General features: G+C 68.1%; 25 protein-coding genes. 13 read left to right on the forward strand and 12 right to left on the reverse strand.

Annotated elements, in window-relative coordinates; translation table 11 throughout:
* The first annotated feature begins 25 nt into the window (after window positions 1–25).
* Window positions 26–694: an SDR family oxidoreductase gene (locus tag D6M19_RS22755; RefSeq protein ID WP_123027532.1), complete on the forward strand. Its 669-nt coding sequence runs from the start codon at window positions 26–28 to the stop codon at window positions 692–694.
* Between the two features lie 56 nt (window positions 695–750).
* Here D6M19_RS22755 and leuS read toward each other — a convergent pair whose 3' ends face one another.
* A complete protein-coding gene (leuS, locus tag D6M19_RS22760) occupies window positions 751–3,618 on the reverse strand; it encodes a leucine--tRNA ligase (protein WP_123027577.1) in 2,868 nt (955 codons plus the stop codon).
* A 191-nt stretch (window positions 3,619–3,809) separates the two neighbouring features.
* On the opposite strand from leuS, the gene D6M19_RS22765 reads away from it, so the two are divergent.
* Both D6M19_RS22765 and D6M19_RS22770 read left to right on the forward strand, forming a co-directional pair.
* Window positions 3,810–4,673, forward strand: coding sequence for an LpqN/LpqT family lipoprotein (locus tag D6M19_RS22765; RefSeq protein ID WP_123027578.1), 864 nt, complete (start codon window positions 3,810–3,812; stop codon window positions 4,671–4,673).
* 33 nt (window positions 4,674–4,706) lie between these two features.
* A complete protein-coding gene (locus D6M19_RS22770; RefSeq protein ID WP_123027533.1) occupies window positions 4,707–5,069 on the forward strand; it encodes a hypothetical protein in 363 nt (120 codons plus the stop codon).
* Here D6M19_RS22770 and D6M19_RS22775 read toward each other — a convergent pair.
* Window positions 5,066–5,671 carry a YqgE/AlgH family protein gene (locus tag D6M19_RS22775; RefSeq protein ID WP_123027534.1) on the reverse strand — a complete coding sequence of 202 codons (606 nt, stop codon included), beginning with the start codon at window positions 5,669–5,671 and terminating at the stop codon, window positions 5,066–5,068. The two genes, D6M19_RS22770 and D6M19_RS22775, sit on opposite strands and share 4 nt — an antisense overlap.
* A 78-nt stretch (window positions 5,672–5,749) precedes the next feature.
* Here D6M19_RS22775 and D6M19_RS22780 point away from each other — a divergent pair, with 78 nt between their 5' ends.
* Both D6M19_RS22780 and D6M19_RS22785 read left to right on the forward strand, forming a co-directional pair.
* Complete coding sequence (locus D6M19_RS22780; RefSeq protein WP_164478633.1) at window positions 5,750–7,033, forward strand: MFS transporter; 1,284 nt, start codon at window positions 5,750–5,752, stop codon at window positions 7,031–7,033.
* Between the two features lie 10 nt (window positions 7,034–7,043).
* Window positions 7,044–7,817, forward strand: coding sequence for a TIGR03084 family metal-binding protein (locus D6M19_RS22785; RefSeq protein ID WP_123027536.1), 774 nt, complete (start codon window positions 7,044–7,046; stop codon window positions 7,815–7,817).
* 5 nt (window positions 7,818–7,822) lie between these two features.
* On the opposite strand, the gene D6M19_RS22790 is transcribed toward D6M19_RS22785, so the two are convergent.
* On the reverse strand, window positions 7,823–8,302 hold the full coding sequence (locus D6M19_RS22790; protein ID WP_123027579.1) for a pullulanase: 480 nt from the start codon (window positions 8,300–8,302) through the stop codon (window positions 7,823–7,825).
* A 17-nt stretch (window positions 8,303–8,319) separates the two neighbouring features.
* A complete protein-coding gene (locus D6M19_RS22795) occupies window positions 8,320–9,765 on the reverse strand; it encodes a CCA tRNA nucleotidyltransferase (protein WP_123027537.1) in 1,446 nt (481 codons plus the stop codon).
* Between the two features lie 78 nt (window positions 9,766–9,843).
* On the opposite strand from D6M19_RS22795, the gene D6M19_RS22800 reads away from it, so the two are divergent.
* From D6M19_RS22800 to D6M19_RS22835, 8 genes are all read left to right on the forward strand, one after another.
* Window positions 9,844–10,653 (forward strand): NUDIX hydrolase, encoded by an 810-nt coding sequence (locus D6M19_RS22800; RefSeq protein WP_123027538.1) that lies wholly within the window; start codon window positions 9,844–9,846, stop codon window positions 10,651–10,653.
* Window positions 10,650–13,052, forward strand: a complete 2,403-nt coding sequence (locus D6M19_RS22805) for a DUF6049 family protein (RefSeq protein WP_123027539.1) — start codon at window positions 10,650–10,652, stop codon at window positions 13,050–13,052. Before D6M19_RS22800 ends, D6M19_RS22805 begins: the two co-directional genes overlap by 4 nt.
* A 116-nt stretch (window positions 13,053–13,168) precedes the next feature.
* On the forward strand, window positions 13,169–16,888 hold the full coding sequence (gene murJ, locus D6M19_RS22810; protein WP_206428606.1) for a murein biosynthesis integral membrane protein MurJ: 3,720 nt from the start codon (window positions 13,169–13,171) through the stop codon (window positions 16,886–16,888).
* A gap of 98 nt (window positions 16,889–16,986) precedes the next feature.
* Complete coding sequence (gene sigM / locus D6M19_RS22815) at window positions 16,987–17,577, forward strand: RNA polymerase sigma factor SigM (RefSeq protein WP_123027541.1); 591 nt, start codon at window positions 16,987–16,989, stop codon at window positions 17,575–17,577.
* Window positions 17,578–17,591: 14 nt separating this feature from the next.
* Entirely contained in the window at window positions 17,592–17,954 is a 363-nt protein-coding gene (locus tag D6M19_RS22820) for a hypothetical protein (protein ID WP_123027542.1), read from the forward strand.
* Window positions 17,955–18,027: 73 nt separating this feature from the next.
* A complete protein-coding gene (gene trxB, locus D6M19_RS22825) occupies window positions 18,028–19,011 on the forward strand; it encodes a thioredoxin-disulfide reductase (RefSeq protein ID WP_123027543.1) in 984 nt (327 codons plus the stop codon).
* Window positions 19,008–19,349, forward strand: a complete 342-nt coding sequence (gene trxA, locus D6M19_RS22830) for a thioredoxin (RefSeq protein WP_123027544.1) — start codon at window positions 19,008–19,010, stop codon at window positions 19,347–19,349. The genes trxB and trxA overlap by 4 nt, the downstream gene beginning before the upstream one ends.
* A gap of 137 nt (window positions 19,350–19,486) precedes the next feature.
* A complete protein-coding gene (locus D6M19_RS22835; protein WP_123027545.1) occupies window positions 19,487–20,671 on the forward strand; it encodes an N-acetylmuramoyl-L-alanine amidase in 1,185 nt (394 codons plus the stop codon).
* 4 nt (window positions 20,672–20,675) lie between these two features.
* On the opposite strand, the gene D6M19_RS22840 is transcribed toward D6M19_RS22835, so the two are convergent.
* From D6M19_RS22840 to rnpA, 8 genes are all read right to left on the reverse strand, one after another.
* A complete protein-coding gene (locus D6M19_RS22840) occupies window positions 20,676–21,443 on the reverse strand; it encodes an acetyltransferase (protein ID WP_123027546.1) in 768 nt (255 codons plus the stop codon).
* Window positions 21,444–21,702: 259 nt separating this feature from the next.
* On the reverse strand, window positions 21,703–22,671 hold the full coding sequence (locus D6M19_RS22845) for a ParB/RepB/Spo0J family partition protein (protein WP_123027547.1): 969 nt from the start codon (window positions 22,669–22,671) through the stop codon (window positions 21,703–21,705).
* Window positions 22,668–23,630: a ParA family protein gene (locus tag D6M19_RS22850; protein ID WP_123027548.1), complete on the reverse strand. Its 963-nt coding sequence runs from the start codon at window positions 23,628–23,630 to the stop codon at window positions 22,668–22,670. The genes D6M19_RS22845 and D6M19_RS22850 overlap by 4 nt, the downstream gene beginning before the upstream one ends.
* Complete coding sequence (gene rsmG, locus D6M19_RS22855; protein WP_164478635.1) at window positions 23,627–24,328, reverse strand: 16S rRNA (guanine(527)-N(7))-methyltransferase RsmG; 702 nt, start codon at window positions 24,326–24,328, stop codon at window positions 23,627–23,629. The genes D6M19_RS22850 and rsmG overlap by 4 nt, the downstream gene beginning before the upstream one ends.
* 58 nt (window positions 24,329–24,386) lie before the next feature.
* Window positions 24,387–24,968, reverse strand: coding sequence for a Jag family protein (locus D6M19_RS22860; RefSeq protein ID WP_123027549.1), 582 nt, complete (start codon window positions 24,966–24,968; stop codon window positions 24,387–24,389).
* A 37-nt stretch (window positions 24,969–25,005) separates the two neighbouring features.
* Entirely contained in the window at window positions 25,006–26,118 is a 1,113-nt protein-coding gene (yidC, locus tag D6M19_RS22865) for a membrane protein insertase YidC (protein WP_123027550.1), read from the reverse strand.
* A complete protein-coding gene (gene yidD / locus D6M19_RS22870; protein WP_123027551.1) occupies window positions 26,111–26,386 on the reverse strand; it encodes a membrane protein insertion efficiency factor YidD in 276 nt (91 codons plus the stop codon). Before yidD ends, yidC begins: the two co-directional genes overlap by 8 nt.
* Entirely contained in the window at window positions 26,383–26,742 is a 360-nt protein-coding gene (gene rnpA / locus D6M19_RS22875; protein ID WP_123027552.1) for a ribonuclease P protein component, read from the reverse strand. Before rnpA ends, yidD begins: the two co-directional genes overlap by 4 nt.
* Window positions 26,743–26,761 lie beyond the last annotated feature (19 nt).

The following is a 26,761-nucleotide window of genomic DNA, read 5'->3' on the forward strand; positions in this document are numbered from 1 at the left end:
GATCGCAGTCGGTAGGGTGGTCGGCATGCCGACCGCGTTCATCACCGGACCGGCGGGCGGACTCGGCACGGCGATCGCCGACGCGCTGGCGCCCACTCACACGCTGTTTCTCGGCGGCAGGCCGTCGGACCGGCTCGACGCGCTCGCGCAGCGACTCGGGGCCACCACATGGCCGCTGGATCTGGAGGACGCAGACGCCATCCCGGCCGCGGTCGAACCCATCGACGAGCTCGACGTGCTGATCCACAACGCCGGCGCCGCCTTCCCAGGTCGCGTTGCGGAATCGACGATCGGCGAGTGGCGCGTCACCATGGAGGTCAACGTCATTGGGGCGGTGGCGCTTACGCTCGCGCTACTGCCCGCGTTAGACGCCGCGCGCGGCCATGTCGTGTTCATCAACTCCGGCGCGGGGATCAACGCCTCGCCGGGCTTGGCGTCCTACACCGCGAGCAAGTTCGCGTTGCGCGGCTTCGCGGACTCGCTTCGCAACGACGAGCCGTCGCTTCGGGTGACGTCGATCCATCCGGGCCGGATCGCGACGGTGATGCAGGAGGGGCTCGTCGCCTACGAGGGCGGCGAATACCGGCCCGAGCGATTCCTGAGCCCCGAAACTGTTGCCAAGATCGTGGCCGACGCCGTCAACGCTCCGCCCGACGCCCATATCCACGAGGTCATCGTCCGCCCCACCGGGTGATTTCGGCGCGCTCACATACGCTGAGCGTCGATCAACGCGCCGAAATCGCTAGATAACTAGACGACTAGGTTGACTAGGCGGCCCGCGACGACGATGACTTTCTTCGGCGTCGCCCCGTTCAGAAACGCCTGCACCTTTTCATCGGCCAGCGCCGCCGACTCGACCGTGTCCGCATCGGCGCCGGCGGGCACCGTCACGTGGCCCCGCACCTTCCCGTTGACCTGCACCGGCAACTCGACGGTGTCGACAGTCAGATAGGCCTCGTCGGCGACGGGGAACGGTCCGTGCGCCAGCAACGTCTGGTGGCCCAGCCGCTGCCAGAGCTCCTCGGCGAGGTGCGGCGCCAGCGGCGCCACCATGAGCACCAGCGGTTCCACCGCGGCGCGCGGGACGTGGCCGCTGTGCTTCTTGGTGAGGTGGTTGGTGTACTCGATCAGCTTGGCGCCGGCGGTGTTGTTGCGAAGCGACGCATAGTCTTCCGACACCCCCGCGATGGTGCGGTGCAGCGCCCGAAGCGTCTCCTCGTCCGGTTCGTCGTCGGTCACCCGAAGCTCGCCGGTTTCTTCGTCGACCACCAGCCGCCACACCCGCTGCAGGAACCGGTACGCGCCTACGACGTCTTTCGTCGCCCACGGCCGCGACGCGTCCAGCGGGCCCATCGACATCTCATACATGCGCAACGTGTCCGCGCCGTACTCCTCGCAGATCTCGTCCGGCGAAACCGAGTTCTTCAGACTCTTGCCGATCTTGCCGAACTCCTGGGTCACCTGTACTTCGCCGTCGGGTCCCGGCCAGTAGAACTTGCCGTCGCGCTCAACGACTTCGGCGGCGGGCACGTAGCTGCCGCGCACGTCGGTATAGGCGTGCGCCTGGATGTAGCCCTGGTTCACCAGCCGGCGGAACGGCTCCCGCGACGACACGTGGCCGAGGTCGTAGAGCACCTTGTGCCAGAACCGCGAATACAACAGGTGCAGCACGGCATGCTCGACACCACCGACGTACAGGTCGACGCCGCCGGGGTCGTCCTGACCGTGCTCGGCAGGCCGCGGCCCCATCCAGTACGCCTCGTTCTCCTTGTCGCACAGGGCTTCCGAATTATGCGGGTCGGTGTATCGCAGCTCATACCACGAGCTGCCCGCCCACTGCGGCATGACGTTGGTGTCGCGGGTGTAGGTCTTGAGGCCGTCGCCGAGGTCGAGCTGCACCTTCACCCAGTCGGTCGCCTTGTTCAGCGGCGGCGACGGAACGCTGTCGGCGTCGTCGGGATCGAACAACACCGGCGAATAGTCGGCGATGTCGGGCAGCTCGACGGGCAGCTCGGCTTCTGGCAACGGGTATGCGCGGCCGTCTTCGTCGTACACGATCGGGAACGGCTCACCCCAGTACCGCTGCCTGGCGAACAGCCAGTCGCGCAGTTTGTACTCGACGCGGGAGGCGCCCCTGCCGTCGGCCTCCAACCGCGTTGTGATGGCTTCCTTCGCCGACTCCACGCTCAGCCCGTCGAGGAAGCCGGAGTTCACCATCTCGCCGTCGCCGTTGTAGGCAGCCTGCGAGATATCGCCTCCCGCAACGACTTCGATGATGGGCAGGCCGAATTCACCTGCGAAGTCCCAGTCCCGCTGGTCACCGCCGGGAACCGCCATGATGGCCCCCGTGCCGTACCCCACCAGCACGTAGTCGGCGATGAAGACCGGGATCTGGGCGCCGTTGACCGGGTTGATGGCGTAGCTGCCGAGGAAGACGCCCGTCTTGGCCTTGTTCTCCTGGCGCTCCAGGTCGGATTTGGCCGCGACCGAGCGGCGATACTGCGCGACCGCTTCGGCAGGGGTCGCGGCGTTGAAGGTCCACCGAGGGTCCACCGCATCGGGCCAGTCCGCGGCGGTCAGTTGTTCGACCAGCGGATGCTCGGGTGCCAGCACCAGGTAGGTGGCGCCGAACAGCGTGTCCTGACGCGTGGTGAAGACCTCGATGTCGCCTGCGTCGGTGGCGAAAAGCACCGATGCGCCGGTGGATCGGCCGATCCAGTTGCGCTGCATCGCCTTGACCTTCTCCGGCCAGTCAAGCACGTCGAGGTCGTCGAGCAGCCGGTCGGAGTAGGCGGTGATCCGCATCATCCACTGCCGCAACCGTTTCCGAAACACCGGGAAGTTACCGCGGTCGCTGCGGCCGTCGGAGGTGACCTCCTCGTTCGCCAGCACCGTGCCCAACCCAGGACACCAGTTGACCATCGAGTCGGCCTGATACACCAACCGGTGCGCGTCGACGACGTCGGCGCGTTCGGCCGCCGACAGCGCCGTCCACGCCCTGCCGTCGTCGAGGCCCCTTTGACCGGACTCGAATTCGCCCACCAGCTCTTCGATGCGGCGCGCCCTGTTGAGGTCCTTGTCGAACCACGCGTTGTAGATCTGCAGGAAGATCCACTGCGTCCACTTGTAGAAGTCGACGTCGGTGGTGGAGAAGCTTCGCCGCGCGTCGTGGCCGAGGCCGAGCCGGCCCAGCTGACGGCGGAAGTTGACGATGTTCGCCTCGGTGCGGGTGCGCGGATGGGTCCCGGTCTGCACCGCGTACTGTTCGGCAGGCAAACCGAACGCGTCGAAACCCAACGCGTGCAACACATTTCGGCCCGTCATCCGAAAGTAGCGGGCGTAGACGTCGGTCGCGATGTACCCGAGCGGGTGCCCGACGTGCAGTCCCTCACCCGAGGGGTAGGGGAACATGTCCTGGACGAACATCTTGTCGGCTGGCACCGGTGTTCCGTCGGTCGGCGCCAACGAGCCCACCGGGTTGGGCACGTTGAAGGTGCCCTGCTGCGACCACGTCTGCTGCCAGGCGCGCTCGATTTCCCCGGCCAGCTTCGCGGTGTAGCGGTACTGCGGGGTGTCGGCTCCCGTATCGGAAGCGTCGGTGACCGACTCACTACTCACGTGAACAGGGTAAACGGCCACCGCGGACCGCCGTTCGGCCACGGGCAGGTATCGGTTGCATTGCGGAGCGGTCAGAGGTTCATTCCAGCTCGGTCCCAGGCCTGGTGGCTGACTCCGCGCGGGGTTACGGTCGCCCCCTGACCAGGGGCATGCCTGCCCCGGCGGCGGAAGCACTCGAAAGGGATCGGGCGATGATCGCAAATGCCCGCCGATGGCGGATTCTGGCAGGCGGTGTGGCCGCGGGTATGGCCGGCGTGCTTGGCCTGGCGGGTAACACGGCGCTGGCTGACCCCGTCTACCCACTGCCGCAGCCGGCCCCCGCGACCGTCACCCAGACCGTGACCGTCGCCCCCGGCGCCGCGGCTGCCTCACAATCGGCGGCCCAGCTCGCCGTCTCGCCCTCCCTCGCCGCACAGTCCGTTGCCGCACCCGGGCTGGTGCCCGCGGCCGCGCTGGCCGCACCGGAAACACTTGTCCCCGCGGCCTCGGTGACGTTGCACGACTTCCTTGCGGCCAAGGGGGTAAAGCTGGAGCCGCAGGTGGCTCACGGCTTCAAGGCGCTCAACCTGGTGCTCCCCGTCCCGCGCGGCTGGTCGCAGGTGCCGGATCCAAACGTGCCGGATGCGTTCGCGGTGCTCGCCGACCGGGTCGGCGGCGACGGCATCTACACCTCCAACGCGGCGCTGGTCGTCTACAAACTCGTCGGCGGCGACTTCGACCCCAAGGAGGCCATCACCCACGGCTACATCGACGCCCAGCAGCAGCCCGCCTGGCGCACCACGAACGCATCGCTTGCCGACTTCGGCGGCATGCCGTCGGCGGTGATCGAAGGCACCTACCGCGACAACAACATGACGCTCAACACGGCACGCCGGCACACGCTTGCAGCGGTGGGCCCTGACAAATACCTGGTGACGCTTTCGGTCACCACCACCGCAGCCGAGGCCGTCGCCGCCGCGAACGCAACCGACGCCATCACCAACGGATTCAAGATCGGCATCCCCGGTGCCGCCGCTTCGACTGCGGCCGGGCTGCCGCAGCGGCCACCTGGCTAGCGCACAACGGGCGGCGCCCTTTAGGGTGGCCGCATGCTTTTCGCGGCGGTGGGATGCCTGTGTGCCGCTGCCGCCACCGCCGCCCTTGGCGGCTGGACGCTGTCGCGTCCGCGGTCGGCCGACATGGTCAGGCAGGTTCTCCGCGCTGTCGCGCCGACACAGCTCGCCGCCGCGGCGATGTTGACGGTCGCCGGTGTGGTCGCGCTGTCATCCCGCCCTCAAACCGCACTGGTAGTGGTGATCGTCTGCGTCGGCGGAGCGATCGCGACGGTCGCCGCGGGCTGCTGGCAGAGCGCCAAGTTCGTCGCGGCCAGTGCGGGGGCGGCGCCTGCCTGCGGCGCAGCGTCGGTGTGCGGCGGCAGCGCCTGCGCCACCTGCACCCTTTCTCGAAGCTAGTTGCGGCTGATATCGATCGGGTGCGTCGCCAGTAGCGACAGCGGCAGCGGCTGACGGCGAAGCACCCGCCCCCACAGATCCACCCGCGCCTCGGCGAGCACGTCGGATGGCAACGCGGACAGCACGATCCAGTCGTCGCGTTCGATTTCACCCTCGAGTTGGCCGATCGTCCACCCCGAGTACCCGGCGAAGATCCGCACCCCTTCGACAATCGGAGCGATCGCCTCGGGTTCCGCGTCGAGGTCCACCATCACCATCCGACCCTGCACGTGCCGGATGCCCGGCACGCCGGTCGGGTCTGTCCCGGCGCGCAGGGTCGCAAGACACAGCGCGGCATCGCGCTTGACCGGGCCGCCGATGAACATGGTCTTCGGCTTGGTGGCCAGCTTGGCCCACTGCGGAAGAACGTTGTACACCGCGGTCTCACTGGCCCGGTTCAGCACCACGCCAAGCGTTCCGCCGTCGTTGTGCTCGACTATGTAGATGACACTGCGGCGGAACGTCGGCTCGAGCAGATCGGTATTGGCCAACAGCAGGGTTCCTGCGCGTACCCGGTTCGCCGTAGGGGCGACGAAATCCTCCGGATCTTCTGACTGCGCCACTGCTCCATAATGTCACCAGCGAACGTTGAAGGTAGCGAACAACCTCGGCCCGCCGGGATATTTGTACTGTGAATTCTCGTGGTTGACGCACACGCACCGATGGCCCTGTGGCGGTCGGTGCGCAGCCTTCCCGAATTCTGGCGACTGCTCGAACTGCGGACGGTGAGCCAGTTCGGCGACGGCCTGTTCCAGGCGGGGCTGGCGGGTGGGCTGCTGTTCAGCACCGACCGTGCGGCAGGCCCGTGGGAAATCGTCGCCGCGTTCGCCGTTTTGTACCTGCCGTACTCGGTGCTTGGCCCGTTCGCGGGCGCCCTGCTGGACCGATGGGACCGGCGGCTGGTGTTGATCGGAGCGAATGTCGGACGAATGGTTCTCGTCGTTGGCATCGCCGCACTTCTCGCGACGAGCGCAGCCGACCGGCCGATCTTGTTCGGCGCGTTGATCGTCAACGGTTTCACCCGCTTCGTCTCCTCCGGCCTGTCCGCCGCGCTGCCCGATGTGGTGCCACGCGAACACGTGGTGACGATGAACGCGGTGGCGACGGCGACCGGCGGCGCTGCGGCATTTCTGGGCGCCGGCTTCATGCTGTTGCCCCGCTGGATCTTTGGCGCAGGCGACACCGGCGCCGCCACGGTCATGCTGGTCGTCGTGATCCCGGTCGCACTGGCCCTTGTGCTGTCTGTGCGCTTCCCCCCGCATGTGCTCGGCCCGCGCGAGAGCGTGCGAGCCATTCACGGGTCGGTGCCATACGCGGTGGCGACGGGATGGCTGCATGGCGCCCGCACAGTGCTGGCGGTTCCCACCGTGGCGGGCACCCTCGGCGGACTGGCCGCCCATCGAATGGTGCTCGGCATCAACACCATGGTGGTGTTGGTGATGGTTCGGCAGAGCGACACTCCGAGCGTCGCCGGCTTCGGCACCTCGGCACTTTTCCTCTTCACCGTCGGCATCGGAGCATTCCTGGCGAATGTCATCACGCCGGGTGCCGTCGCTCGGTGGGGCCGCTACCGCACCGCCAACGGCGCGCTGCTGCTGGCGGCCGTCACTCAACTCGGTGGCATCGGGCTGCAGCTGCCGATGATGATGCTGTGCGGGTTTCTCCTCGGCGTGCTTGGCCAGGTGGTCAAGCTATGCGCCGACTCCGCCATGCAGATCGATGTCGACGACGCGCTGCGTGGCCACGTGTTCGCCGTCCAAGACGCCGTGTTCTGGATCTCGACCATCATCGCCCTCACGGCCGCGGCGGCCGTCATTCCAGCAGACGGTCGCTCCCCCGGCCTCATCGTGGCCGGCTCGGCGGTCTATCTGGTCGGGCTGGCGGTGCATGCGGGCGTCGTCCGCCGCACCCAGGCCCCGAGTTAGGCTGTGCCGCATGGCGACGGCGGCCCCCATCGTGGACGACCTGCGCGCCGAGAGCGATGCACTCGACGAATTGGTGGCCGACCTGCCCGCCGCGCGCTGGGCAGAGGTGACCCCGGCGCCGGGCTGGACCATCGCCCACCAGATCGCCCATCTGCTGTGGACCGACCGGGTCGCGCTGTTGTCGGTGCACGACGAGGCCGGCTTCACGAAAGCGCTTGGTGCCGCTGCCGAGGACCCGGGCGGCTTCGTCGACCGCGGCGCAGAAGAGATCGCCGCCGCAGCGCCTGCCGATCTGCTGGCCGACTGGCGGGCCACCAGAAATCGACTGCACGACGCGCTGCTGACGGTGGCCGACGGTCGCAAGCTGCCGTGGTTCGGGCCGCCGATGAGCGCCGCGTCGATGGCTACCGCCCGGCTGATGGAGACATGGGCGCACGGCCTCGACGTCGCCGATGCGCTCGGCGTGAAACGGCCCGCGACCGCGCGGTTGCGCTCGATCGCCCACATCGGCGTCCGCACCCGTGACTACGCGTTCGCGGTCAACGGCCTCGCGGTGCCTGCCGACCCGTTCCGAGTGGAGTTGGCTGCACCTGACGGGGCGATGTGGACGTGGGGTCCCGAGGACGCGCGCCAGCGGGTCACGGGATCAGCCGAAGACTTCTGTTTCCTGGTCACCCAGCGGCGGCCGCCTGCGGACCTCGACGTCACCGCGGAGGGGGAGGACGCGCACAAATGGTTGACGATCGCGCAGGCCTTCGCCGGACCGCCTGGACCGGGTAGGTAGTTGATCTAGACGGCGTTGGCGGAGTCTGCCCTGCCGTCGCCGTCGCTGTCGGTCAGCGTGAGATCCCAGGTGCCGTCGCCGTCGGTGTCGACGTAAGCGAGCCCGTCACCCAGCGCGCGGTCGGCCAGGCCATTGCCGTCGATGTCGATCAGCCGGTCGCCGGCCTGACCATCACCGTCCAGGTCGACCGAAGGCCCACCCAGCCTTTCGACGCCGTCCAGGCCGAACCATCGCAGTTGTCCGCCGCGATCCACGCTCACCGCCCACGTGCCCGACCCGTCGTCGGTGAAGTAACTCTGACCGTCCAGCACGGCGTGATCGGCGATGCCGTCGCCGTCGAGGTCGGCCAGCGCGTCGTCGACACCGCCGTCGCCGTCGACATCGAGACCGACCGCATCGAGCGTGCCGTTACCGTCCACATCGGTGTCCAGCGGTGCGGTCCACATCGTCGCCGACCCATCGCCATCGGAAAGGCAGTAATCCACACCGTTTCGACGGCCGGTCAGCTCCTGGCGTTCCACCACTTCACGAGTTCGGCCACCGCCTCGTCGTGGTCGAGCGGCCCGCGGTCCAGCCGCAGCTCCTTGAGGTAGCGCCACGCTTCGCCGACCTGCGGACCCGCCGGGATGTCGAGGATCTTCATGATCTCGTTGCCGTCGAGGTCGGGGCGCACCCGCTGGAGGTCCTCCTTGGCGGCCAGCTCGGCGATCCGCGCCTCCAGGTCGTCGTAGTTGGCCTGCAGCCGCGCCGCGCGCCGCTTGTTGCGCGTGGTGCAGTCCGCGCGCACCAGCTTGTGCAATTGCGGCAGCAAGGGGCCTGCGTCGGTGACGTAGCGCCGCACCGCCGAGTCGGTCCACTTCCCTGCCCCGCGGGAATCGGCGTAGCCGTGGAAGCGCAGGTGCAGATACACCAGCTGGGACACGTCCTCGACCATCTGCTTGGAGTACTTCAGCGCCCGCATCCGCTTGCGGGTCATCTTCGCGCCGACCACTTCGTGGTGATGAAAACTCACCCCGCCGTCCGACTCGTGCCGCCGCGTCGCGGGCTTACCGATGTCGTGCAGCAGCGCCGCCCAGCGCAGTACGAGATCGGGCCCGTCATCCTCTAGCTCGATCGCCTGCCGCAACACCGTCAGCGAATGCTGGTAGACGTCCTTGTGCTGATGGTGTTCGTCGATCGCCATCCGCATCGCGCCGATCTCGGGCAACACCACATCGCCGAGTCCGCTCGCCACCATCAGGTCGACACCCGCAGCGGGATCCGCACCGAGCACCAGCTTGTCCAGCTCGGCGGCGACCCGCTCGGCGGTGATGCGGCCGAGCTGACCCGACATGGCGGCCATCGCTTCGCGCACCCGCGGCGCGACGGTGAAGCCGAGCTGCGAAACGAACCGCGCGGCCCGCAGCATCCGCAACGGATCATCGCCGAAGGACACCTCGGGCGCGGCCGGCGTGTCGAGCACGCGGGCCCGCAGCGCATCCAAACCGTTTAGGGGATCAAGGAATTCACCGGGACCCTGCGGCGTGATACGCACCGCCATCGCGTTGACGGTGAAGTCGCGGCGCACCAGATCGTCGTCAAGGCGGTCGCCGAAGCGAACCTCGGGATTGCGCGACACCTGGTCGTAGGTGTCGGCGCGGAACGTGGTGATCTCCATGCGCTGATCGCCCTTGCCGACGCCGACGGTGCCGTATTCGATACCGGTGTCCCACAGCGCGTCCGCCCACGGTCGCAGCATCCGCTGTATCTGCTCGGGCCGGGCGTCTGTGGTGAAGTCGAGGTCCGTGCCGAGGCGACCCAGCAACGCGTCACGCACGCTTCCCCCGACGAGATACACCTCGTGCCCCGCGTCAGCGAACACCCTGCCCAGATCTCGCAGTATGTCGGCGTGCTGGTGCAAAGCCACCTGGGCAGCGATGAGCAGTTCAGCATTGTCGGACACGTTCAATGAGCGTAGAGGTAACGGTCCTGCACCGAGCGGCGAGTGCGGCGGGAGCGAATTATCGTGGCAGCTACTATCGCTTGGGTGTCGGACGGCGAACAGGCCAAACCACGACGGCGCCGGGGGCGGCGTCGCGGTCGGCGCGCAGCGGGTCCACCCGACACCAACACCGCCGCGCACAACAACAACGCGGTCGTGGGCAACAACTCCGAAGGCCGGGCCGACGATCCGACCCACGCGCCCGTCCCCGACGGCAGGCCGAAGCCACACAAACCACGGGGCTCACGTCGCGGCCCCGACCGGCTGCGCACCGTGCACGAGACCTCGGCTGGCGGCCTGGTCATCGACGGTATCGACGGCCCAAAGGATGGTCAGGTCGCGGCCCTTATCGGCCGCGTCGATCGCCGCGGCCGGATGCTGTGGTCGCTGCCCAAGGGCCACATCGAGCTCGGTGAGACGGCCGAACAGACCGCGATTCGCGAGGTCGCCGAGGAGACCGGGATCCAGGGCAGTGTGCTGGCGGCTCTCGGCAGCATCGACTACTGGTTCGTCACCGAGGGCAGGCGGGTGCACAAAACGGTGCACCATTACCTGATGCGGTTCCTCGGCGGCGAGCTCTCCGACGAGGACGTCGAGGTCACCGAGGTGGCCTGGGTGCCGCTCAAGGAGCTCACCTCACGACTGGCCTACGCCGACGAGCGCAAACTCGCCGAGGTCGCCGACGAGCTGATCGACAAGCTGCACACCGATGGGCCTTCCGCGCTGCCACCGCTGCCGCGCAGCGCACCACGGCGACGCGCCCAGACGCACTCGCACACCCGCAACCGACGTCCCGACGAAGCTGGCCCACCCAACCCGGGCCGACGGACGAACGGCTGCGGACCAGGGCCGTGACCGCCCGCCGCGATACCGGCACGGTGCTGCCTCGATTGTTCGCCGTGCTGGCGCTGGTTGTCCTCATCGCCGCGCCCGCGGTGTCACCGCACGCGGCCGCGGGCGAGCCGGGTTCGATGCCGTTCCTGCAGGTGCGCATCGAACGCGTGACGCCCGAGGTGATGACGACCACCAGCGAGCCCGTCGTCACCGTCTCGGGAACCGTGCGCAACGTCGGTGATCGCCCCGTCCGCGACGTGATGGTCCGCCTCGAGCACGCCGCCGCCGTCACATCCTCGGCGGGCCTTCGGACGAACCTCGGCGGCGAGAACGACCAGTTCGAAGCGGTCGCGGACTTCATCACCGTATCCACGGAATTGCAACGCGGCCATAATGTTCCGTTCACCCTCACCGTGCCGTTGCGCTCACCGCGGGCGCCTTCGCTGGGCATCGACAAGCCCGGCGTGTATCCGCTTCTGGTCAACGCCAACGGAACACCGGACTACGGCGCGCCCGCCCGCCTCGACGACGCGCGCTTCCTGCTGCCGGTGATCGGGGTGCCGCCGGAGCCTGCCGCGGTCTCATCGGCCGACGCGCTTGCCGACGTCGTCGCGCCCGACACATCGAAACCGGTTCGCCTCACCGTCATCTGGCCGCTCGGCGACCGGCCCCGGCTCGCGCCGGGCGTGCCGGGCGGGACCACCCCGGTGCGGCTGATCGACGACGAACTCGCCACCTCGCTGGCGAGCGGCGGGCGCCTCGACGTCCTGCTGTCGGCGGTCGATTTCGCAACCAGCCAGTCCGTCGATCCCGGCGGCCAGGTGCGCAGCGCGGTGTGTCTGGCTGTCGACCCCGACCTGTTGGTCACCGTGAACGCGATGACGGCGGGCTATGTCGTCGACGACGGGCCAGACATTGGTCCGGCCACGCCGACACACCCGGGAACCGGCCAGGACGCCGCGGTGAACTGGCTCAACCGGCTCAGGACGCTGGCGCAGCGGACATGCGTCGCACCCGCGAACTACGCGCAGGCCGACCTCGACGCCCTGCAACGGGTCGGCGACCCCGGCCTGAGCTCGATCGCCACCAACGGCGCTGGCGACATCGTCGACCAGATCCTCGGCATCACCTCAACCCGAGGCGCCACCCTGGTCGGCGACGGTCCGCTGACCGGACCGGCGATCCAGCTGCTCGCCACCCAGGGCGCGACGGTCGCCATCGCCGCGGCCAACCTCACCGCCCACGATTCGCAGGACGGTGGCCGGGCCACCGCCGACGTCAGCCCTGTGCGCTACACCCCCGAAGTGGTCGCCGCCCCGTTCGACCCCAGCGTCTCCGCCGCGCTGGCAGGCGTGGGTACCGATCCGACGTCGCCGTCGTATCTCGATGCCGCGCTTGACGTGCCGATACAACACGATTCGACGGTCGCGCGGCGTCAGGACGCGCTTGGCTCGCTGCTGTGGCGCACCCTTGCCACGGAAGCCGAGCCGCGCAGTCAGATCCTGATGCCTCCGATGGACTGGGGCCTGCAGGCCGATGACGCCGCGGCGATCCTGTCCGCGGTCGCCACCTCGATCCGGGCGGGTCTGGCCGCACCGCGGCCGCTGACCGCGGTGATCGCCGAGAGCCAGGCGGTGCCGCAGCAGGATTCCCGTCCGCTGCCCGGCAACGTGTCCGCGAACTCGCGGGCCCGCTTCGACGAGGCGGTGACCTCGGGTATCGCCGGGACCACCGGCAGGCTGTGGGGATTGACGGCAGCGCTGACGGCCGACGAGCGCACCGGGCTCACCGGCACGCAATACACGGCGCCGTTGCGCGAGGACATGTTGCGGGCGCTCAGCCAGTCGGTGCCACCGGATGCCCGCAACGGGCTGGCTGCGCAGCGGTTGACGAGGACGAGCGCCACCGTCAACGACCTGTTCAACGCGGTGACGATCGTAAACCCCGGCGGCTCATACACATTGGCCACCGAACGCAGCCCGCTGCCGCTCGCGCTGCGCAATGACTTGCCGGTGCCGATCAGGGTCCGGCTGCAGGTCGACGCTCCGCCGGGAATGTCGGTGACCGATATGGGCGAGATCGAGCTGCCACCCGGATACCTGCCGCTGCAGGTGCCGATCGAAGTGCACTTCACCCAGCGGGTAGCCATCGACGTCGCCCTGCGCACCGCCGACGGATTGCCGCTCGGCGAACCGGTCCGGCTGTCGGTGCACTCCAACGCCTACGGCCAGGTGCTGTTCATCATCACGCTGTCGGTGGGTGCGGTTCTCGTCGCACTCGCGGGCCGCAGGCTGTGGCACCGGTTCCGCGGTCAGCCCGATCGCGCCGACCTGGATCGCTCTGATCCGCTGGAGACGGCTCTGGCCCACGACAAGGAATCTGAACACGGGCTCCATTCGGGCGAAGAGCAGGAGAAATGAGCACGACCGGTCGGCCCTTCGGGCCGGCTCAGCCGCCGTTCGACCGGGGCGGTGGCCCGATGCCGCGACCGCCCATGCCGCCACGTCACGCTGCCCCGCCACCCGGGCCACCCGGCATGCGGGGCTATCCCCCGCCGTCACCACCGCCACCGCGGCGGATGCCGCCACCTCCGCCGCGACAGCGCATCCCGCGGGGTCCGGCGCCGCGACGTCGCGCAGGAAGGCCCGAGCTGAGCGACGCCGCGGTGGTAGCGCGGTCATGGGGGATGGCGGTCGCGACCCTGGTCAGCCGCATCACCGGGTTCATCCGCATCGTCCTGCTCGCGGCCATCCTCGGTGCGGCCCTGTCCAGCGCCTTCTCGGTAGCCAACCAGCTGCCCAACCTCGTCGCCGCGCTGGTGCTGGAGGCGACGTTCACGGCGATCTTCGTGCCGGTACTGGCCCGCGCCGAGCGCGACGACCCCGACGGCGGTACCGCGTTCGTTCGCAGGCTCGTCACGCTGGCCACCGCGCTGCTGCTGGTCGCCACGGTGGTTTCGGTGACGGCGGCGCCGCTGTTGGTCCGGTTGATGTTGGGCAGCGACCCACAGGTCAACCGGTCGCTGACGACCGCGTTCGCCTACCTGCTGCTGCCGCAGGTGATCTTCTACGGCCTCTCGTCGGTGTTCATGGCAATCCTGAACACCCGCAACGTGTTCGGTCCCCCGGCTTGGGCGCCGGTCATCAACAACGTCGTCGCGATCGCGACGCTCGTCCTGTATCTCGTTGTACCGGGCGAGCTTTCGATCGATCCGGTCGAGATGGGCAATGCCAAGCTGCTGGTCCTCGGGATCGGAACCACCCTGGGTGTCTTCGCGCAGACGGCCGTTCTGCTTGTCGCGATCCGCAAGGAGCGGATCAGCCTGCGGCCGCTGTGGGGTCTCGACGATCGCCTTCGCCGGTTCGGCGGCATGGCGGCTGCGATGGTGCTCTACGTGTTGATCAGCCAGGTCGGGTTGATCGTCGGAAACCAGATTGCCAGCGCGGCAGCGGCTTCGGGGCCCGCCATCTACAACTACACCTGGCTGGTGCTGCAGCTGCCGTTCGGCATAATCGGCGTGACAGTGCTGACGGTGGTGATGCCGCGGCTGAGCCGAAACGCCGCGGCCAACGACACGCCGGCGGTGCTGGCCGATCTCTCGCTGGCGACGCGGCTGACCATGGTGACGCTGATTCCGATCGTGGCGTTCATGACCGTCGGGGGCCCTGCGATCGGCAGCGCGCTGTTCGCCTACGGCAATTTCGGTGACGTCGACGCCGGCTACCTGGGCATGGCGATCACGCTCTCGGCATTCACGCTGATCCCCTATGCGCTGGTACTGCTGCAGCTTCGGGTCTTCTATGCCCGCGAGCAGCCGTGGACGCCGATCGTGGTGATCATCGTCATCACCGCGGTAAAGGTCGCCGCCTCGCTGGCCGCGCCGCACCTGACCGACGACCGCGAGTTGGTCGCGGGCTATCTCGGCCTTGCCAACGGAGTCGGGTTTCTCGCAGGAGCCATGGTCGGCTACGTCCTGTTGCGGGCCAACCTGAATCCGCCGGGCGGGCTGGGGGCACTCCCCTCGCAAGCTGGGGGCCCACCCGGCGTGCGAGGGGGACTCGTCAACCTGGAGGTGGTCCGTACCGTTCTTGTCGCGACCGCCGCGTCGCTGCTCGCCGGGCTGATCGCCCACGTGATCGATCAACTGCTCGGCCTCGAGTCGCTGACCGAACACGGCGGCGGTGGGTCGATGCTGCGGCTGCTGGTGCTCGGCCTGATCATGGCGCCGATCATCGGCGGTGTGCTGCTGGCCGCCCGGGTGCCCGAAGCGCAGGCCGCTCTTTCGGCGGTCCTGCGCCGCCTCGGCAAGGCCCCGAAAGTAGCCGGGACGCCGGTTGCACCGCCCGTCCGACCACGCTCGCGGGCCCCACTCCCGTACCCTGATCAGAGGAATTTGCCCGCGTCGCGGGGTCGCCACAGCCCGGCGGCCGTCCGGCGCGGGCCTCCGGCCTCGGTTGCCGGAGTCGGGATGCGGAAAGGACCAGCGGTGACCGACGAATCCGCAGGCGACTCCGCACCCCTGCCTGACAACGGCGCGACCACCAAAATGCCCCGCCCGACCGCTGACGACTTTGAGCCCGACGTTCCCGCCGACGGGCCGGCCGGTCCCGGTCATTCGGCAGGTCGCGAGCAGGCCGACCCGGGAACCATGCCGGTCGGCACGGTGTCACCGCCGACTTCGGGCAGGCCACCCGCCGACTACGGCGGCGACCCCACCCGTGAGGGGCTGCCCTTCGACATCCCCCGCGAACCGGCAATCGAGACGGCGACCTCGGACGAGGACGTGCACCTCATCCCGGGCGCCACCATCGGCGGTGGCCGATACCGGCTGCTGGTTTTCCACGGCGGACCACCCAGGCTGCAGTTCTGGCAGGCGTTGGACACCGCCCTGGATCGGCAGGTCGCGCTGACGTTCGTCGACCCTGAAGCCGCGCTGTCCGACGAGGACCTGCAGCAGATCCTCGACCGCACTCTGCGGCTGAGCCGGGTGGAGAGCCCCGGCATCGCCCGCATCCTCGACGTCGCGAACACGGGATCGGGCGGCCTGATCGTGAGCGAGTGGATTCGCGGCGGGTCGCTTGAGGAGGTGGCCGCGACGTCGCCGTCACCGATCGGCGGCGCCCGCGCAATGCAGACCCTCGCCGCCGCCGCCGAGCAGGCGCACCGGTCGGGTGTCGCGATGTCGATCGATCATCCAAGCCGGGTCCGGGTCAGCATCGAGGGCGATGTGGCGCTGGCGTTCCCTGCGACCATGCCCGAGGCCACGCCAGAGGACGACATCCGCGGCATCGGCGCGGCGCTGTACGCGCTTCTCATCAACCGGTGGCCGCTCGCGGAGGCCGGCGTCCGCAGCGGGTTGGCGCCCGCCGAAGTGGACGCCGCGGGCGAGCCGGTGGAACCCCGGTCCATCGATCGCGACATCCCGTTCCAGATCTCGGCCGCGGCCGCGCGATCGGTGCAGGCGGGTGGCGGCATCCGCAGCGCCCCGACGCTACTGAACCTGCTGCAGCAGGCCACCGCCGTCGCAGACCGCACCGAGCTGATCAATCCCGTCGACGAGCCTGCGGCGCCTGCGCAGTCGGCCAAGGTACGCGGCAAGGCGTCCGAGGACCCCGAGGCGGCGGCGCGCAGGCGCAAAGGGCTGATCGTCGGTTTCAGCATCGGCGGCGCGATTCTCGTCGTCGCGTTGATCGTGCTCGCCTCGGTGCTGAAGGGCATCTTCGGTGACGTCGGCGGCTTCTCCTCCGACGAACTCGGCCTCAGCGCACCGACGACGTCGGCGGACGGCGGCAGTGGTGCCTCCGGCGCAACGGTCAAACCCGTTAAGGCGACGGTGTTTTCACCCGAGGGTGAGGCCGACGCGCCCGGTGAGGCCGGCCTGGCGATCGACGGCAACGCGTCGACGGTATGGCCGATCGACACCTACAGCGATCCCGTGCCGTTCCCCAATTTCAAAAACGGGGTCGGGCTGATGCTCCAGTTGCCGCAGCCGACGACGGTTGGCGAGGTCACCATCAACCTGAACAGCACCGGCACGTCGGTCGAGATCCGCTCGGCGCAGACGCCGACACCGTCGTCGCTGTCGGACACCACCGTGCTGACGCCGGCGACGGCGCTGCGACCCGGCAACAACACCATCAAGGTGGAGAACGCCTCACCGACGTCCAACCTTCTGGTTTGGGTGTCGACGCTGGGCCAGGTCAACGGCGAAAGCCGGTCCGACATCGCCGAGATCACCGTGAAGGCGGCGTCCTAGCCCGTCATCCCAAGGGCTCCCCGCCTGGAACGCCATGTCAGCGGGGTTTGCGAAAACTGGTGCAGAAGCGGGTGTCCCGGCGTGCTTAGGGTTCGCCTGTGGGGAGCTTCTGGGGGACTGCCGAGGAAGAACGCAGCGATGCCGAGTTGCTCGCCGCGCACGTCGCGGGTGATCGGTACGCGTTCGAGGAACTGTTTTACCGCCACCACCGGCAGTTGTACCGGCTGGCGATGATGACCAGCCGCAACCCGGACGACGCCGCCGACGCGCTGCAGGATGCGCTGTTGTCCGCACACCGCACCGCGGCCTCGTTTCGCCGCGACGCCGCGGTGAGCAGTTGGCTGTATCGCATCGTGGTCAACGCATGCGTGGACCGGCTGCGCCGCAACAAGTCCCATCCGACAACGGAACTCAACGACGACAACTGCCTGGTCGGCGACCACACCCCACGGGTGGATACCGCGATCATGGTGCAGCGCGCGCTGATGCGGCTGCCTGTCGAACAACGGGCCGCGGTGGTCGCCGTGGACATGCAGGGCTATTCGGTAGCCGAAACCGCGCGGATGCTGGGCGTGGCAGAAGGCACGGTGAAGAGCCGCTGCTCGCGGGCCCGCGCCAAGCTGGCCGAGGCGCTCGGATACTTCGACGCCACAGCAGCCGTGCCCGACACCCGCGGCGCCATGCAGTGAGTCACTATTGAGCGGTGGACAGCGGCCAGGCCGGGCTTCCTGAGGAGCGGGTCCGCCGTGCCCTGCGACACCTTGGCGCCGACGCCGACTCGGCGCCACCCGTGCCGCCTGGCGTTACCGCCCGAATAGCGGCCGCGCTGCGCGCCGCACCGCCGGCACATGCCGACCGCCCCACGCCCCGCATCGGCCGGCTCCGAATAATCGGCATGATCATCGGCATCGGCGCGACGGCCGCGGCGATCGTCTGCACGGCGATGCTCGTGCACAGCAGTCCGCCGACCCCCGCGTTTCCCAAGGGACCGACCGCCGAGCGCATGACGGTACCGGTGACCCGCGTGACTCCCGACACGCCCAAAGCCGTGGTCACGCCTCCGTAGTGCGGCCCACCAGCGATGTGGGAACACCCCGGCTTACCCTGGTGTTTGTATCGATGCAGGCAGAAAGGCTCGCATGACTTCCCAACCCACTGTTCACGACGTGATCATCATCGGTTCCGGGCCGGCCGGCTACACCGCGGCGGTTTACGCCGCGCGTGCCCAGCTCAACCCGCTGGTGTTCGAGGGCACCCAGTTCGGTGGCGCCCTGATGACCACCACCGAGGTGGAGAACTACCCCGGCTTCCGCGACGGCATCACCGGACCCGAGTTGATGGACCAGATGCGCGAACAGGCGCTGCGGTTCGGCGCGGACCTTCGGATGGAGGACGTCGACGAGGTCTCTCTCGACGGGCCGGTGAAGTCCGTCACCGTCGGGGACCAGACCTACCAGGCGCGCGCCGTCATCCTCGCGATGGGGGCTGCGGCGCGGCACCTCGGGGTTCCCGGTGAGGACAAGCTGCTTGGCATGGGGGTGAGCACCTGCGCCACCTGCGACGGCTTCTTCTTCCGTGACCAGGACATCGCCGTCATCGGCGGTGGCGACTCCGCGATGGAGGAGGCCACCTTCCTGACCCGGTTCGCCCGCAGCGTCACCCTGATCCACCGCCGCGACGAGTTCCGTGCATCGCGGATCATGCTCGAACGCGCGAAGAGCAACGAGAAGATCAAGTTCATGACGAACACGCAGGTCACTGCCGTCGAGGGTGACAACCGGGTGACCGGTGTGCGGCTGCGCGACGCCGTCACCGGCGAGGAGTCCACCCTCGCCGTCACCGGCGTGTTCGTCGCGATCGGTCACGATCCCCGCTCGGAGCTGGTGCGCGGCCAGGTCGACCTCGACGCCGAGGGGTACGTGCAGGTTCGGGACCGCACCACCGCCACGTCGATCGAAGGCGTATTCGCGGCGGGCGACCTGGTCGACCACACCTACCGGCAGGCGATCACCGCCGCGGGAACCGGCTGTTCGGCTTCCATCGACGCCGAGCGCTGGCTTGCCGAAACAGCCACTGGTACAACGCAAACCATAGACACCGACCTGATTGGAGCACAGCAATGACCGGAACCGAGAAGACCAGCAAGACGGTGAACGTCACCGACGACTCGTTCTCTGACGACGTCTTGTCGAGCAGCACCCCCGTGCTGGTGGACTTCTGGGCCACCTGGTGCGGGCCGTGCAAGATGGTCGCCCCTGTGCTCGAGGAGATCGCCGGCGAGAAAGCCGGTTCCCTGACGGTCGCCAAGCTCGATGTCGACGCCAACCCCGCGACGGCACGCGATTTCCAGGTGGTGTCGATTCCGACGATGATCCTGTTCAAAGACGGCGCGCCGGTGAAGCGCATCGTCGGCGCCAAAGGCAAGGCCGCGCTGCTGCGCGAGCTGGCCGACGTCGTCTAACACCCTGGCCCAACCAGCGGCGACCCGCCTGGCGTTTTCCGGAATCGGGCCTGCTTCTGAGATAATTCCGCTTAGCCTGTCCTGCAATCGTCAGCGCTGGACCCGCCGCTGATCTGTGCTATCGAAAGGGCCCCGTTATGTCGAGTCTGCGTCGAGGTGACCGCGGCAGCGCGGTGGCCGAGATCCGGACCGCGCTCGCGGCGCTGAGGCTGGTGGACGGCCCGGACGAGGACCTGAGCACGGGCAGGCATGTTGCGGCCGACTATTTCGACCTCGAGCTCGACGAAGCCGTCCGCGCATTTCAGCAGCATCGAGGCCTGCTCGTCGACGGGATTGTCGGCGAAGCGACGTACCGCGCGCTGAAAGAGGCGTCGTACCGTCTCGGGGCGCGCATCCTCAGCCACCAGTTCGGCGCGCCGATGTACGGCGACGACGTCGCCACCCTGCAGGCGCGACTCCAGGATCTCGGCTTCTACACCGGGCTGGTGGACGGGCATTTCGGGCTGACGACCCATAACGCGCTGATGTCCTACCAGCGCGAGTACGGAATGTCTCCCGACGGTATCTGCGGCCCGGAGACGTTGCGCTCCTTGTACTTTCTCGGCTCCCGGGTCACCGGCGGCTCCATTCACGCCATCCGCGAGGAGGAGCTGGTCCGCCGATCCGGCCCACGGCTGTCCGGCAAGCGCATCATCATCGACCCGGGCCGCGGCGGCGGCGACAACGGGCTGATCATGCAGAGCTCGACCGGTCCGATCAGCGAGGCAGACATCCTGTGGGACCTGGCCAGCCGGCTCGAGGGCCGGATGACGGCCATCGGCATGGAGACCTTCCTGTCCCGACCGCCCGCCCGCAGCCCGTCGGACGCCGAACGGGCCATGACCGCCAACACCGTCGGCGCAGACCTGATGATCAGCCTGCGCTGTGCCACCCACGCGAGCACGTCGGCGAACGGTGTCGCGTCGTTCCACTTCGGCAACTCACACGGTTCGGTGTCGACCATTGGCCGCAACCTCGCGGACTTCATACAGCGAGAAGTGGTGGCGCGCACCGGTTTACGGGATTGCCGGACGCACGGGCGGACGTGGGACCTGCTGCGGCTGACCCGGATGCCGACGGTCCAGGTGGACGTCGGCTACATCACCAACCCCCGTGACCGCGACATGCTGGTCTCCAGCCCGGCCCGCGACTCGATCGCCGAGGGCATCCTCGCGGCGGTCAAGCGGCTGTACCTGCTGGGCAAGAACGACCGCCCCACAGGCACATTCACGTTCGCGGAGCTGCTTGCACACGAACTGTCGGTCGAAGCAGGCCGAAGCTAATCCGTCAGCAGATGCTCGCGCCCGCACCAACGGGCTGCTTCAACGCGTCGGATTCCAGCAGTCGCTCCAGCGCGGCCTCCACCTCGGCCTTCCAGCCCAGGCCACTCTCGAGCTCGAGGCGAAGCCGCGGGAAGTAGCGATGCTTCGACACTTCCACGAAGCCGACCCGCTCGAGAAACTCGACGTCGAGGACGCACTGGTCGACCGAGCAATCACCGAGCACCTCCACCACCGGCCCGAGTTCTGCGGGCACCAGTCGCGGGTCGACGAATTCCGCGGTCGCCTCGGTGCGGCCGAACGCTTCCAGTGCCCGCACGCCGCGGCGCACGAGATCGGCCACCACGGCCGCGATCAGGCCTTGGGATAGGCCGCCGACGCTGCGGTCATCACCGCTTCGCGCCTGGGCGGTCTCCACCCCGAGCGAGGTGAGCAAAACGGCGTCGGCGCTGACCGGTCCGCTGGGAAAGAGCCGCGCCCGCGGCACGACACTCGGTGGCGCGTAGAACGCGTAGCCGAGGCAGGGTTTGTCGTCGTAGTCGTCGTCGGTCGCATCGGTGCGGCCGCCCGCCGGCGCGCTGGAGGCGATCTGCCCGCACGATCCCCACTCCAGCATCACCATCGACAGCCAGGCTTCCTTCTCGAATTCCGGGTCGGACAGATGGTCCTCGGCTCCCAGCGTCGACGGGTCCACCTCCCAGAACACACATCGGCGTGCGTGCTTGGGCAGCCGCTCGAATGCTTCGAGGCGCAGGGGCGTGATTCGCGCTGACACTAGACTTCCCTGGTTCCAGGCGGTGCCAATTTGTATGACCGCCACTCCAGGATAGGAGGCGCCGCGGCGGACGGCCCGCTTTCGCCGATCAGCCGCGTGGGCGAAGAGCAGGCAGAAGTGTGTTGGCTCACTCGTCGTGGCCCGATCGGCCAAGAGTGCCAAAGGTGTTGCACCGCATCATGATTCCTCCGGTGCGCCGGGCTGAGCGCCGGCGCCGTTATCGATGTGTCACAGTGACGTAATTTCCCCGTGTCCTAGGTCAGGCCTTCGCAGAGTTCATCAAGTCGACTATCCGCTGTAGGTCGTCGACCGACCCGAACTCGACAACGATCTTGCCTTTGCGTTTGCCCAGGCTGACCGTCACGCGCGTATCGAAGGCGGTCGACAGCCGTTCAGCAACATCCTGCAGGCCGGGCATATGAATCGGCTTGCGGCGCGGTGCCGCCGGGGTGGAGGTGTCTTCGCGGTTCGCCAGGGTGACCGCTTCTTCGGTCGCACGCACCGACAGGCCCTCGGCGACGATGCGCGCGGCGAGTTCCTCTTGTGCCTCCGGCCCACCTTCGAGGGCGAGCAACGCCCGCGCGTGACCCGCCGACAGCACGCCGGCTGCGACGCGGCGCTGAACGGCGACCGGCAGCCGCAGCAGACGAATCATGTTGGTGATCACCGGGCGAGACCGGCCGATGCGCGCCGCGAGCTCGTCGTGGGTGACCTCGAACTCATCGAGCAGCTGCTGATAGGCGGCGGCTTCTTCGAGGGGGTTCAGTTGTGCCCGATGGATGTTCTCCAACAGCGCGTCCCTCAACATGCTGTCGTCGGCGGTCTCCCGCACGATCGCGGGGATCGTGGCCAACCCGGCCTCTTGGGCGGCGCGCCACCGCCGCTCCCCCATGACGAGTTGGTAGTGCCCCGGCTGGCCGGACATGCCCCGCACCACGATGGGTTGCATCAGTCCGAACTCACGGATGGAGTGCACGAGTTCGGCAAGGGCCTCCTCGTCGAACACCTGACGCGGCTGCCGTGGGTTGCGCTCGATCGCAGCCGGGTCGATCTCTCGGTAAACAGCGCCGACCGGGCTCTGCTCCGGGGCACCGCCGAGTACGACGTCCGCGGCGGCGTCACCCATCCGGTGCCCCATCGAGGCCGAGTTGGTATCTTCCGGACCCGTCGGGATCAACGAGGCAAGGCCGCGGCCAAGGCCGCTCCTTTTGCGCGAGGGCTGGCTCATTGGTTTTGTCCTCTCTGCGCCGCGCCCCGTTCGGCGAGTTCGCGACTGGCGTCCATGTAGCTCAGCGCGCCGCGCGAGCCCGGGTCGTAGTTCAGGATGGTCATGCCGTAGCCCGGCGCCTCGGATACCTTCACGCTGCGCGGGATGACGGTTCCCAACACCTTGTCACCGAAGTGCGCGCGGACGTCGGCCGCGACCTGATCGGCGAGCCGGGTCCTGCCGTCGTACATCGTCAGAATGACGGTGGAAACATTGAGTTTCGGGTTGAGGTGCGCCTTGACCATCTCGATGGTGCGCAGCAGCTGGCCGACTCCCTCCAGCGCGTAGTACTCGCACTGAATCGGGATCAACACCTCGGGCGCGGCCACCAACGCGTTGATCGTCAGCAGGCCCAGCGATGGTGGGCAGTCGATGAAGACATAGTCGAAGTCGTGGTTGTGGAGTTCTGCGAGCGCGGTGCGGAGCCGGCCTTCGCGCGCGACCATGCTGACCAACTCGATCTCGGCGCCGGCCAGTTCGATGGTGGCGGGGACGCAGAACAGCCGCTCGTTGTGCGGACTGCGCTGCAGGGTTTGATGCAGCGGTATCTCGCCGATGAGGACTTCATAGGACGAGGGGGTGCCGGGGTGGTGGTCGACGCCGAGAGCGGTGCTGGCGTTGCCCTGCGGATCGAGGTCGATGACGAGAACCTTCAGGCCCTGCATCGCGAGCGCGGCAGCCACATTGACGGCCGTGGTGGTCTTGCCGACACCCCCCTTCTGATTGGCGATCGTGAACACCCGCTGGCTCACCGGCCGGGGCAGCCGTGCCTCGGCGTGCAGAAGGCGCACAGCGCGCTCGGCTTCGGCTCCGATCGGCGTGTCGATGACGTCGTCCGGGACCCATGTTTCACGTGAAACATCGGTGCTTCCCGTGGCACCCGTCGGTGGCACAGCCCCACCCTCCGAGACCGGATTCATCCCCTTCTCCTGCCCGCTCGTGTCGACCGGCGATGTGCCGGCACCGACTCCCCGCGCCGCGCGGTGACCACGGTGGCGGGCGGATTCAACAAGTCCCCTCCACATGTCACCACCCTGGCATCCACCGCGCCCAGTGACTCCATCACACGCCGGTGCTCGTCGATCTCGCCGGCCGCACGCTCGCCCTTGATCGCCAACATTCGTCCCCCCGGTCGAAGCAGCGGCACGCTCCATCTCGTCAACTTGTCCAACGAGGCCACCGCCCTGGACACGACCGCGTCCATCTCCCCCACTTGTTGCAACACAGATTGGTCTTCGGCTCGGCCACGGACCACGGCGACATCCACGTCGAGGTCGTCGATGACCTCGCGGAGGAAATCGGAGCGCCGCAGAAGCGGCTCGATCAGTGTCACCCGCAAGTCCGGCCGGGCCAACGCTAACGGTATCCCTGGAAGGCCGGCTCCACTACCGATGTCGGCAATCTGGTCACCCCGGTCGAGCAACTCACCGAGCACCGCGCTGTTGAGCAGGTGCCGTTCCCACAACCGGTCCGCTTCGCGGGGTCCGATGAGGCCGCGTTCGACGCCCGCGCCCGCCAAGATTTCGGCGTAGCGCCGAGCATGTTCCAGGCGGTCGCCAAAGACCGTCGCCGCCCCCGGCGGGGGTTCGGGGACGTCGCCATGTTTCACGTGAAACATCCTCCGGATCCCCGTGCCATCCAAGGCGGCGGCTTCGAACTACACCTGTGTAACTCCGTCAGTCGACGAGGACGACGACGCGACGCGCGGGCTCGACCCCCTCGCTCTCGCTGCGCACACCGTCCACCGCCGCCACCGCATCGTGGACGATCTTCCGCTCGAAGGGTGTCATCGGCGCGAGCTGCTCGCGCTCCCCTGACTCCAACACCCGTCGGGCTACCTTGTCGCCAAGAGCCGCGAGCTCGTCGCGACGCTTCCGGCGCCAACGCGCGATATCCAGCATCAACCTGCTGCGCTCGCCGGTCTTCTGATGGACCGCCAGCCTGGTCAATTCTTGCAACGCGTCGAGAACCTCGCCCTTACGGCCGACGAGCTTGGTCAAGTCCTCGCCGCCGTCGATGCTGACGATAGCCCGGTCACCCTCGACATCGAGGTCGATATCGCCGTCGAAGTCGAGCAGGTCAAGCAGCTCCTCGAGGTAGTCCCCGGCGATCTCGCCCTCTGCCACGAGGCGCTCCTCCAGGTCCTCGCCGGAGGCCGTCACCGATTCGTCGCCGTTCTGTGACGCTTCCGATTCCTCAGCGCCGGTCTCGGTCTGCTCGTCGAGCTCGCTGGTGACGGGGTCGTCGAAGTCGGTCATCTGTTGTCATCTCCTCATTCGCCGGGTTGGGGTCCGGTCAACGCTTTCGCTTCTTCGGGCGGGCACCGGGCCGCGGGGTCGCCCCCGGCTTCGGCGCACCGTTGCCTCCGTTGTTCGCCTTCGGCTTCGCCGAACTGCCGCTGTCGGAGTCTCCGTCGGTGAGCTCACTACCCGCGCTCTCGGTCACTTCGAAGGAGTCCGGCGTAGCTCCCTCGGCTGGCGCAGGCGTCTCGTTCTTGCGCGCCCGCTTTGGCTTGGCCCCCGGCGGCGGCGCGTTGGCCGCCCGGCGTTCGATCGCCTCGAGCTTCTTGGCCTCTTCCTCTTTTTCGATCTTGCCGAACACGTAGTGCTGCTGACCGAAGGTCCAGACGTTGTTCGCCAACCAGTACATGATGATCGCCAGTGGCAGGAACGGACCGCCGACGACGACGCCGAGCGGAAACACGTACAGCGCCAGCTTGTTCATCATCGCGGTCTGCGGGTTGGCCGCGGCTTCCGGACTCTGCCGCGCCACCGACGCCCGGCTGTTGAAGTACGTCGCGATGCCCGCCAGGATCATCAGCGGCACGCCCACCGCGATCACGGACGCGCGGTTGAATTCGGTGAACGCCTCCAGGCCGTGCTTCTGGATCATCGTCGCGCCCAGCGGGGCGCCGAACAGGTTGGCGTCCAGGAAGTGACCGACATCGGTCGCGCTGAACATGTAGTTGCCGAGGGTGCGGTTCTCCTCAACCGACAGCCCGAGCCGGCCGATGCCGGTCTGGGTCCGGTTGAACGACATCAGCACGTGATACAGCCCGAGGAAAACCGGGATCTGCGCCAACATCGGCAGGCAGCCCAGGATGGGGTTGAACCCGTGCTCGCGCTGCAGCTTCTGCATTTCCAGCGCCATGCGCTGGCGGTCCTTGCCGTACTTCTTCTGCAGCGCCTTGATCTGCGGCTGCAACTCCTGCATCTGCCTCGTCGTACGGATCTGCCTGACGAACGGCTTGTACAGGATCGCCCGCAGCGTGAACACCAGGAACATCACCGTGAGCGCCCAGGCGAAGAAGTTGTCGGGCCCCAGCAGAAAGCCGAACAGCTTGTACCAGACCCACATGATCGCCGACACCGGGTAATAGATGAAGTCCAGGCTGAACCAGTTAAACAACCGACTTGCTCCTAGCGTCGTCGACGGCGGCGCTCTCCGGGACTGGCCCGCGGCGCTCGGGTATTGGGTCCCATCCTCCCCGATGCCAAGGCCCGCACTTCGCCAGCCTGACCATCGACAGCCAACCGCCACGAATCAGTCCGTACTCGCCAAGCGCCTCAACCGCGTACTGACTACACGTCGGAGTGAACCGGCACGTGGGTAAGCGCAACGGCGACACGGTATTGCGGTACAGCTGGATCAAGAAGATCAGGCCACGAGACATCATCGCCGAGTCCCGTCGAGCAGCTGGGCGCGCCGCAGTGCCACCCTCAGTTGCTGTTCGAGCCGAGCCGAGATGGCGTACCTGCTGCTGGGAAGCGCCCGGATCACGATGCGGTCGGCTGGGTCCAGATCCGCGATCACCGACCGCGCGACGTGCCGCAGCCGACGCGCCACCCGGTGCCGTTGCACCGAATTGCCGACTGTCTTCGCGACGACCAGTCCCACCTTCGGGCCGGCCTCAGTGGAGTCGCCGCATCGACGTGCGTGCACCACGATGTCGGGCTGCGCCGCGCGCACCCCTTTGTTGACTGTGGCACCGAACTCCGTAGACCGCGTCATCCGGTTCTGCGCCGGAAGCACCGCGCTAAATCCTGCGTCT

The organism is Mycolicibacterium stellerae, assembly GCF_003719305.1.
Classification (GTDB): domain Bacteria; phylum Actinomycetota; class Actinomycetes; order Mycobacteriales; family Mycobacteriaceae; genus Mycobacterium; species Mycobacterium stellerae.

Bases quoted from the DNA above. Each gene is read 5' to 3' on its own strand.
- D6M19_RS22755 (WP_123027532.1), top strand. From the start codon at position 26: ATGCCGACCGCGTTCATCACCGGACCGGCGGGCGGACTCGGCACGGCG.
- D6M19_RS22765 (WP_123027578.1), top strand. From the start codon at position 3,810: ATGATCGCAAATGCCCGCCGATGGCGGATTCTGGCAGGCGGTGTGGCC.
- D6M19_RS22770 (WP_123027533.1), top strand. From the start codon at position 4,707: ATGCTTTTCGCGGCGGTGGGATGCCTGTGTGCCGCTGCCGCCACCGCC.
- D6M19_RS22785 (WP_123027536.1), top strand. From the start codon at position 7,044: ATGGCGACGGCGGCCCCCATCGTGGACGACCTGCGCGCCGAGAGCGAT.
- murJ (WP_206428606.1), top strand. From the start codon at position 13,169: ATGCGGGGCTATCCCCCGCCGTCACCACCGCCACCGCGGCGGATGCCG.
- trxB (WP_123027543.1), top strand. From the start codon at position 18,028: ATGACTTCCCAACCCACTGTTCACGACGTGATCATCATCGGTTCCGGG.
- trxA (WP_123027544.1), top strand. From the start codon at position 19,008: ATGACCGGAACCGAGAAGACCAGCAAGACGGTGAACGTCACCGACGAC.
- D6M19_RS22835 (WP_123027545.1), top strand. From the start codon at position 19,487: ATGTCGAGTCTGCGTCGAGGTGACCGCGGCAGCGCGGTGGCCGAGATC.
- D6M19_RS22845 (WP_123027547.1), bottom strand. From the start codon at position 22,671: ATGAGCCAGCCCTCGCGCAAAAGGAGCGGCCTTGGCCGCGGCCTTGCC.
- D6M19_RS22850 (WP_123027548.1), bottom strand. From the start codon at position 23,630: ATGAATCCGGTCTCGGAGGGTGGGGCTGTGCCACCGACGGGTGCCACG.
- rsmG (WP_164478635.1), bottom strand. From the start codon at position 24,328: ATGTTTCACGTGAAACATGGCGACGTCCCCGAACCCCCGCCGGGGGCG.
- D6M19_RS22860 (WP_123027549.1), bottom strand. From the start codon at position 24,968: ATGACCGACTTCGACGACCCCGTCACCAGCGAGCTCGACGAGCAGACC.
- yidD (WP_123027551.1), bottom strand. From the start codon at position 26,386: ATGATGTCTCGTGGCCTGATCTTCTTGATCCAGCTGTACCGCAATACC.